The 852-nt window shown below is 53.4% G+C and carries 1 protein-coding gene; it reads left to right on the forward strand.

Going from position 1 to position 852, the window contains the following annotated elements:
* Positions 1-852: vWA domain-containing protein (locus ACTHUM_RS15730; RefSeq protein ID WP_440403383.1), on the forward strand; the 852-nt coding region annotated here is incomplete at both ends.

The raw sequence follows: 852 nt of genomic DNA on the forward strand, positions 1-852 counted from the left end.
CCCATTACCCGCGCCTTTGAAGACTACAAACAAAGCCGAGAAGGCGAATTGCCCAACGTTCCTTTCCAAATGCTCACTGCTTTAGACTTGAACAGCGGCGACTGGGCGCAAATCGCCCATAACGGCTCATGGCAGCAGGTTCGTCAAAACCTGAACACTTTCCTGCGCCACGAAGTGTTTGCTAAAAGCAAAAACATCAAAATGGTGGCAGAAAAACTGCGTGACGAAACCGCCATTGCCCGCGCCCGCGTCCTGCCTTATCAGTTGCTGACCGCGTATCAGGCAACATCTAATCAAATGCCGTCTGAAATCCGCGAAGCCCTGCAAGATGCGATGGAAACCGCCGTACAAAACGTACCGGTAATCCAAGGCAAAGTCGTGGTTTGCCCGGACGTCTCCGGCTCTATGCACAGTCCGGCTACCGGCTATCGCGGCAGTGCATCCACCAAAACCCGCTGTATCGACATCGCCGCGCTCGTGTCCGCCGCTATGTTGCGTACCAATCCGCAAGCCCGCGTGATACCGTTTGAGCAAATCACGGTAAACGTGAAGCTCAACCCGCGCGACAGCATCATGACCAACGCCGAAAAACTCGCCAATGTCGGCGGCGGCGGAACAGCATGCAGCGCACCGCTTGCCATGTTGAACCGTGAAAAAGCCGACGTGGATTTGGTTGTCATCGTATCAGACAACGAAAGTTGGGCAGATGACAGCCAACGATGGGGTGGCAAAACCAGTCTGATGAAAGAATGGAATATTCTGAAACAACGTTGTCCCGAAGCCAAACTCGTTTGTCTGGATATCCAGCCTTACACTACGGCTCAAGCACGAAACCGTCAGGATATCTTGAAC

The sequence above is a fragment of the Neisseria sp. P0021.S006 genome (genome assembly GCF_051956895.1).